The following is a 7,709-nucleotide window of genomic DNA, read 5'->3' on the forward strand; positions in this document are numbered from 1 at the left end:
GGTTTTTGGTGTTTCGGGCAGCGGATCGCGATTTGTATATGTTTTTGACCGATCCGACAGCATGAATGGCAACGGCGGGATGCCACTGCGAGCTGCCAAACGCGAATTGATCAAAAGTTTGAACAGTTTGTCGGATCGCCAACGATTTCAGATCATCTTCTATAACGACCAACCCGAGCCCTTCAAAACCGTTGGCATGCCCGTGCAGTTGATGATCGGAGAGAAGGCAACCTTGGCTCGCGCGACGCGCTATGTCGATTCAATCACCGCGTTTGGCAGTACGGAACACGACAGCGCCTTGAAGCTGGCTTTGCGAATGGACCCTGACGTGATCTTTTTCTTGACTGACGCTCGCATCCCGCGGTTGTCGTCATCCGAGCTTGCTGAAATCCGTCGCCGTGCCCAGCGGAGTGGAACCACGATTCACGCCATCGAATTCGGAGCCGAACCAGTGTCGCCACCCGACAGCTTTTTGCGTGAACTGGCAGCCCAAAATTTAGGACAGTATCAATACGTCGACGTTCGTTCGCTCGGCAGCAGGATGGAGCCGTAATCTTGAATCGAATCCCCTTTCTCGCAATCGCGACCCTTTCGATTGTTCTGCAAACCGAGGCCGAGGCCGACAAGGTTTGGCTCGAACCGACCCGGCCGACAGCAGCCCAAATCGATTGGTATCCGCAAGCGATCCAAACGCATACAGGCGAGATTATTGCGTTGGACGCAAAACAGTTGGCAATGCGAATCGCGGGCGACGAAAAAGAATCGTTGTTCGCGGCTTATCGGGTGATCTGGGTCGAACCCACTGAGGTCGGCGAAAAACAGGCGGCAGCGATCAAGTTGTTCGACGAACAGAAGTACGACACGGCGCTTCGTGCGCTGCTCGATTCGCTCAGCGAGCGACCACCGATCTGGCGTCAGCAATGGTTGTCGATGGTCGCTGCCCAAGCAGCTTGGCGTAGTTCACGCGGAGCGATCGCATTGGAGTTGGTGGCCCAGTTGGACCGTCGTCCGTTGCCGCCGATTGCACTGGCGTGGCTGCCGATTGCGTGGCGAAGTCCACGAGGGATTTCCAACGCCGCGACGACTGATGCGGCGCTGAAACGACTGGAGGACCCCTCGGCTACTGTTCGGCTTGTCGCCGCCAGTTGGTTGTTGTCGACCGACCATCGCGAGACGGCCACAGGAACGTTAAAGACGCTCAGCACTGACAATTCGCGACCCGTGATGGCTCGCTTGGCCGAAACAGTGTTGTGGCGAACGACGTCGCCGCCCGAAGTGGCTGCGGCCGCGGAGCGATGGCAAGAGCGGCTTGATGCATTGCCGATCGTGCTGCAAGTTGGCCCGACGGTGGCAATGGTCGAACTATTGAGTAATGCGAATCAAGACGAAGCCGCAGAGCGATTAAAACTGTCGCTCGAGTTGACTCCGCCGCATCCGCACCCTGATTTGTAGCGGGCGTGCGGTACGCAGTGCGATCTACTTTGGGTAGCGGCACGGCGCGAGTCGCCCGGTTGGGGCGAACGTAAACGGCATTACTGTCAAACGCTTAAATCAACAAGCCGTCGAAATTCTCGCTGAACGCTCGACTTTCAATCCTCCCAGCGTTGCTGGGCGGGTGAAGTCTTATGCAAATTTCTTCGCTTTAGCCCGGGACGCATTAGCCCGGGGACCATTTCTTAGCCCGGGGGCCATGTCAGCTTGCGACCGCCCATTAGGTGAAAGTGCAAATGTGGGACTTCTTGACCACCGTCGCTGCCGCAATTGACCACCAACCGATAGCCATTGGTTAACCCTTCGGCTTCGGCAATCTTCGATGCGACCATCACACAGCGGCCAACGGTTTGCTCGTCCTCGTCATTCAGATCATCCAGCGACACGATCTCGCGTTTGGGGATGATCAAAATGTGCGTCGGCGCTTTGGGCGAAATATCGCGAAACGCCAAACAGGTGTCGTCTTCGAAAACGATGTCGGCTGGAATTTCGCGATCAATGATCTTGGTAAAAATCGATGGCATAGGATTAAACCTTCTCTTGCTTGCCGGCTTTCAAACGAAGGAACGCGTCGAGAAACCCTTGCAACTCGCTGCCGTTCATCACGGAATTGAAACTGCCCACGTAATGTCCCGTTCGCGCATCTTTGACACGTTGATCGGGGTGCAAAAAGTAGTTGCGAATCTGACTGCCAAAACCGGTACGAGCTTGCGTCGCATACTTGCTGGCATCTTCGGCGTCTCGTCGATCCTCTTCGATTCGAGCCATCTTCGCTCGCAACATCTTCCAAGCGGTTGCCTTGTTTTGATGTTGGCTGCGTTCGTTCTGGCACTGCACAACGGTGTTGGTCGGGACATGCGTCAAGCGAATCGCGCTGTCGGTTTTATTGACGTGCTGGCCTCCTGCACCCCCGGCGCGATAGGTATCGATTCGCACGTCTTTTTCCTCGATATCAATGTCAATCGAATCGTCGATTTCGGGAGTCACGCTGACAGCAGCGAAACTGGTTTGACGTTTTCCTTCACTGTTAAACGGACTGATCCGCACCAATCGGTGTACCCCTTCTTCGCCTTTCAGATAGCCATACGCCATCGGTCCACGCACGGCGATCGAGGCATGGTTGATCCCGGCTTCTTCGTTTTCTTGACGGTCGAGCAACTGGATCGAGTAATCCTGGCTGACGGCCCAGGCGGAATACATCCGCAGCAGCATATCGGCCCAGTCGTTGGCGTCGGTGCCGCCGTCGCGAGCATTGATCGTGATGATTGCCCCGGCCGAGTCGTTGGGGCCGTTCAGCAGCGCTTTAAGCTCCAAATCGTCCAAAATCTTCTCGAGCCGCTCGATTTCGGCCTCCACCTCCTCGGCAATCGATTCGTCCTCGTCGGCCATCTCGAATAATGCATCAAGATCCTCGACCGCGGTAGACAATTTCCCCATAGGACCGACAATAGCTTTCAGTCCCTTCAGTTGTGCAACCACCGCTTGGGCCGCTTCGTTGTCGTCCCAGAAGTCGGGTTGGCCCATGCGAGCTTCGATCGACTCGATTTCTTCACGCTTGGCAGCGTAGTCAAAGAGAGTCTCCGAGTTGGACCAGGCGCTCGCGGATCTTTTTGCTGCGTTGAACGAATTCGGCATCCACGGGTGGGGTGAACTCCAAGAAAGCGGGTGAGTGAGGGAACCGGTCTGTTAGCGATCCGATCGGGTTTCGAGGGTGACACAGACAAATAAATCATATCGAGTTACGGGAAAAAGATACATGGCACGGGTGGTTCTAGCGATGAGTGGCGGCGTCGATTCCAGCGTTGCTGCGCACCTGTTGCTCGAGGCGGGCCACGAGTGCATCGGGGTCTTTATGAGGCACGGCGAAGAATCGAGTCGTGTGTGCAGCACCCCATCGGCAACGGGCGGCGAATCGGACGCCGGAGGTCAAGCAGCAACCCAATCGGGCGGGACGCTGCCGGTGCTTGGCGGACTTCACCAAGGTCGCGCCGATCACAAACAAGGTTGCTGTACCGCCTCGGACGCCGCTGATGCTCGCCGTGTGGCTTCGAAGATGGGGATCCCCTTCTACGCTCTCGATCTGCAAGAGGATTTCCGTCGCATCGTCGACTATTTCGTCGACGATTACCTCAATGGCCGCACGCCCAATCCATGCGTAAAGTGCAATAATTGGATCAAATTTGGCCGTTTGTTCGACTATGCTGACGGCGTCGACGCCGATTTTGTTGCGACGGGGCACTACGCCCGCATGGTTAAAAACGGCGATCAATCCGAACTGCATCGAGGGCTCGATTCGAACAAAGATCAATCCTACGCGCTGTTTGGGATCGGTGCCGAGCGGCTTAACCGGATGTTGTTGCCGGTGGGCGGCTTCGAAAAGCCGCGAATTCGCGAAATGGCAATGGAACTGGGATTGGGGGTCGCGGGTAAGCGGGACAGCCAAGAGATTTGCTTTGTCACTCAGGGACACCACAGCGATTTCGTCAAAGCGAGACGCCCCGAAATGGTGGGGGCGACCGCAGGTGAAATTGTGACCACCGAGGGCAAAGTCGTCGGGACACACCCCGGATACGAAGCGTTCACGATCGGCCAACGAAAAGGACTGGGCGTGGCGATGGGGACGCCTCATTTTGTCGTTCGAATCGAAACCGAGAGCAATCGAGTGGTGATCGGGCGGCAAGAAGCACTTGCTCGCGATGGTTTGACCGCAAATGAGGCAAATTGGCTGGTTGATCCTGCCACACTGCCCGATCGCGTGGGCGTGCAGATTCGCTACAACGGGTCCCCGCTGCCGGCTCGAGTGTCGGTTGATCCTGCGAATCCCGATCAGTTTACGGTCGAGTTCGACGAACCTCAGCTAGCAATTGCTCCCGGCCAAGCTGCTGTCGTTTTTGACGACACACGAGTGCTCGGCGGGGGATGGATTCAGTAATCGGAACGATATCGACGAGTCGGCATCCTGATTGCTAGGATGCGGTTTGCTTGTTTTGCCCAATCGTTAAAGTTTTAGGAATGGTTCATGGGTCTATATGACCGCGACTACGGACGCTCGGCCGAACGCACCCCTTGGGACCGAGTCCAGAATCCGCGAAGCGTGACGATCATCTTGATCGTTATCAACGTCGCCGTGTTCTTTGTCGACATGATTTTCAAGCAGGGCGGCGTCAGCCAGCTTGTTCCTTGGCTTGGCGCCCAAGCCAGCACGGTGATGCGACCGTGGATGTGGTGGCAATGGCTGACGTACGGTTTCACGCACGATCCGAACAATATCAATCATATTTTGTTCAACATGATCGGGCTGTTTTTCTTCGGCCGCATTGTCGAGCGTCGGATTGGCCAGCAAGAGTTCTTGAAGTTTTACCTTGCGGCTGTCCTTTTGGGCGGCATCGTCGGTTCGATTTCCTTTTTCATCCAAGGCGGAGGATTGGTGATCGGGGCCAGTGGTGCGGTGGTGGCGACCACGATCTTGTTCGCCTTCTACTATCCGCATCAAGAAGTGTTGTTGATGTTTGTGATCCCGGTGAAAGCTTGGATCTTGGCGGTCGGCTTTGTGGCGATGAATTTCGCAGGGGCCTTGGGTTTGATGGGAGATTCCCACACCGCATTTGAAGTTCATCTAACGGGTGCCGCGTTTTCCGCTGCCTATTTCTATCAACGCTGGAATTTTCGCTGGCTCGATTTGGAGGTGCTCTCCGATTTACCGCATTTCTTCCGCCAGCGATCTCGTCGCATGAAGCTGAAGATTCACGATCCCGATCGAAAATTGAACCAAGATGCGGCCGAAGCGGACCGAATTTTGGCGAAAATTCACGCCAGCGGTGAAGCGAGCTTAACGCGATCCGAACGTAAGACGTTAGAACGATACAGTCGACGACAACGCGAAAAGCGTGATCAGAACTAACGGAAGAAGTCTCACTCCATTTCATTGTTATGGATTTCACCAGAAATTTAGAGTAGTGGATTTCACCAGAAATCCGTAATTGCAAGGCTCGATTGGATTTCTGGCGAAGTCCACTACGTCCCTACCTTCCAACCAGGACACAAATGATGATTCCACGAGTTAGCTGCGGTGCGGCGTGTCTGATGTTTTTGGCGGCGATCAGCTCGAATGTTTCTGCCGATGACGGGCCTTCGCAACCGCTTGCCAACGGCGCCAAGGCGGTCAACTTTGAATTGCCAGTGGTTGGCAGCAAAAATTTCATCGAATTGCAGGAAGAATACAAAAAAGGCCCCGTCGTCGTCATCGTGCTGCGAGGCTATCCGGGTTACCAATGCCCGCTGTGCAGCAAGCAGGTCAACAGTTTAGCGAACCGTGCCAAAGCACTCGCTCAAGAAGCATCGCGTGTGATTCTGGTCTATCCGGGCGAAGCATCATTGCTGCAACGTCATGCCGAAGAATTTATGGGTTCGCGAACGCTGCCCGCCCCGTTGGTGATGGTCCGCGACGACGCGATGGAAATGGTGACTCAGTGGGGGCTCCGCTGGGACTCGCCTCGCGAAACCGCGTACCCTGCAACTTACGTGATTGATACAAATGGTCGTGTCGCTTGGTCCAAAGTCAGTAACTCACAGGCGGGGCGGACCACGGTCGAAGAAATCATGAAAGAGCTGCGAAAACTATAAACGTGGGATAGGCTTCAAGCCTGTCATCGGCACTTCCTGTCATTCAGTGCTTTGCCCATCCGCGTATCCTTTCGCTCGCATCTCATTTATCCGCAACAAACGTTCACACTACCACTAAACATAACGGAAACTAGATTGACTGCTCGCATTCATATTGTTGGGATTGGCGACGATGGGCTTGATGGCTTGACCGGTCAAGCGAGAAACTTGATCGACCAAGCGACCGTTTTAGTGGGCCCGACACAGTTGCTCGAAAAAGTTCCTGCATCCGATGCCAAACGCATTGTCGTAGGCAGCAATTTAGAGCAACTGCAGCAATCGATTCGAGATCTTGGCGAACAGCCTGCAGTGGTGTTGGCGGGTGGCGACCCGTTGTTTTACGGGATCGCACGTTACTTGACCGAAACGTTTGGCAAAGATCATTTCGATGTCGTGCCGCACGTCAGCAGCATGCAATTGGCGTTTGCGCGAGTAAAAGAGAGTTGGGATGACGCCTACCTGACCAATCTCGCGACTCAGTCACTTGATCGAGTGGTCGACAATATCCGCACCGCCGAGCGTGTAGGAATTTTCACGACCGAAGACATCTCGCCCTCTGTGGTTGCTGAGGCGCTGTTGGATCGACGCATCGATTACTTTACCGCTTACGTTTGCGAAGACCTTGGCACGCCGGACGAGACGGTGACGCAAGGCGATCTGACATCGATCCGCGGTCAATCTTTTGGCGTCATGAACGTCATGGTATTGGTGCGTAAGTCGGGAGCCGCCGATCGTCCCAGCGGCAGTGCGAACCGTCGCTTGTTCGGCAACCCCGACGATCTGTTTTTGCAGTCGCGGCCCAAACGAGGTTTGCTGACGCCCGCCGAAGTCCGCTGTATCGCGTTGTCGGAACTTGATCTGACAGCCAAGAGCACCGTATGGGATGTCGGCGCGGGGTGTGGATCGCTGGCGATCGAAGCCGCCTCGATTGCGACGCAAGGCAAAGTGTTTGCGATCGAGATGGATGCCGAGGACTATGGATTGATGATCGAGAACGCGAAAATGTTCGACGTTCCCTCGTTGGTTCCCGTTCACGGTCAGGCGCCCGAGGCTTGGAAGGATCTCCCCGATCCAGACGCCATCTTCGTCGGCGGCACCGGGCGTGTGGTGCCCGATTTGGTGTCGGCCGCCGTCCCGCGATTGGCTCAGGGCGGCCGCATCGTCGTCAACGTCTCTAGCCCCGACAATCTGGTTTCAGTCCAGAATGTGTTGTCCAAAGCCGGGGTGGTTCACGACGTGCGGATGATCAATATCTCGCGAGGCCAGTACCAGATGGAGCGAGTTCGTTTCGAGTCGCTCAACCCCACATTCCTGGTTTTAGGCCGCAAATCTAAATAATTCCGGCTTGGCTTCGCTCGCTCGTTTGGCGAATTATGCTATGTGTCAGCCGTCAATACTCGGCGACACAGTAGTGGACGAGGTAACGAGTCCGACCACGCCACGCTTTCGCAAGGATTCGTGCTTTCGCGAGGAGCCACGCTTTCGCAAGGACTCGTGACCTCGTCCACGACTTGGGGGGCAGGTTAGATACTCGAACCGTTGCAGCTATGCCGTTT

The 7,709-nt window shown here is 55.4% G+C and carries 8 protein-coding genes; 6 read left to right on the plus strand and 2 right to left on the minus strand.

The genetic code is table 11. The features are described 5' to 3' along the window. Positions 1-553: vWA domain-containing protein (locus tag RMSM_RS35250; RefSeq protein ID WP_040771251.1), on the plus strand; the 553-nt coding region annotated here is incomplete at its 5' end. A 2-nt stretch (positions 554-555) separates the two neighbouring features. Further along, positions 556-1,452 (plus strand): hypothetical protein, encoded by an 897-nt coding sequence (locus RMSM_RS35255; RefSeq protein ID WP_008709167.1) that lies wholly within the window; start codon positions 556-558, stop codon positions 1,450-1,452. Between the two features lie 224 nt (positions 1,453-1,676). On the opposite strand, the gene RMSM_RS35260 is transcribed toward RMSM_RS35255, so the two are convergent. Beyond that, positions 1,677-2,015: a histidine triad nucleotide-binding protein gene (locus RMSM_RS35260; protein WP_008709170.1), complete on the minus strand. Its 339-nt coding sequence runs from the start codon at positions 2,013-2,015 to the stop codon at positions 1,677-1,679. A gap of 4 nt (positions 2,016-2,019) precedes the next feature. Continuing rightward, a protein-coding gene (gene prfB, locus RMSM_RS35265; protein WP_390173751.1) for a peptide chain release factor 2 occupies positions 2,020-3,130 on the minus strand; the annotation gives its coding sequence in 2 pieces (ribosomal slippage) (positions 2,020-3,060 and positions 3,062-3,130; 1,110 coding nt in all). A 117-nt stretch (positions 3,131-3,247) separates the two neighbouring features. Here prfB and mnmA point away from each other — a divergent pair. From mnmA to RMSM_RS35285, 4 genes are all read left to right on the plus strand, one after another. Beyond that, complete coding sequence (gene mnmA / locus RMSM_RS35270; protein WP_040771253.1) at positions 3,248-4,423, plus strand: tRNA 2-thiouridine(34) synthase MnmA; 1,176 nt, start codon at positions 3,248-3,250, stop codon at positions 4,421-4,423. An 87-nt stretch (positions 4,424-4,510) separates the two neighbouring features. After that, positions 4,511-5,392 (plus strand): rhomboid family intramembrane serine protease, encoded by an 882-nt coding sequence (locus RMSM_RS35275; RefSeq protein ID WP_008709175.1) that lies wholly within the window; start codon positions 4,511-4,513, stop codon positions 5,390-5,392. Between the two features lie 143 nt (positions 5,393-5,535). Next, entirely contained in the window at positions 5,536-6,114 is a 579-nt protein-coding gene (locus tag RMSM_RS35280; RefSeq protein WP_008709178.1) for a redoxin family protein, read from the plus strand. Between the two features lie 135 nt (positions 6,115-6,249). After that, a complete protein-coding gene (locus tag RMSM_RS35285; protein ID WP_008709180.1) occupies positions 6,250-7,491 on the plus strand; it encodes a bifunctional cobalt-precorrin-7 (C(5))-methyltransferase/cobalt-precorrin-6B (C(15))-methyltransferase in 1,242 nt (413 codons plus the stop codon). Positions 7,492-7,709 lie beyond the last annotated feature (218 nt).

This window comes from Rhodopirellula maiorica SM1 (genome assembly GCF_000346295.1).
Taxonomy (GTDB): domain Bacteria; phylum Planctomycetota; class Planctomycetia; order Pirellulales; family Pirellulaceae; genus Novipirellula; species Novipirellula maiorica.

Excerpts from the sequence above, each read along its gene's own strand:
- RMSM_RS35260 (WP_008709170.1), bottom strand. The coding sequence starts at position 2,015 with ATGCCATCGATTTTTACCAAGATCATTGATCGCGAAATTCCAGCCGAC.
- mnmA (WP_040771253.1), top strand. The coding sequence starts at position 3,248 with ATGGCACGGGTGGTTCTAGCGATGAGTGGCGGCGTCGATTCCAGCGTT.
- RMSM_RS35280 (WP_008709178.1), top strand. The coding sequence starts at position 5,536 with ATGATGATTCCACGAGTTAGCTGCGGTGCGGCGTGTCTGATGTTTTTG.
- RMSM_RS35275 (WP_008709175.1), top strand. The coding sequence starts at position 4,511 with ATGGGTCTATATGACCGCGACTACGGACGCTCGGCCGAACGCACCCCT.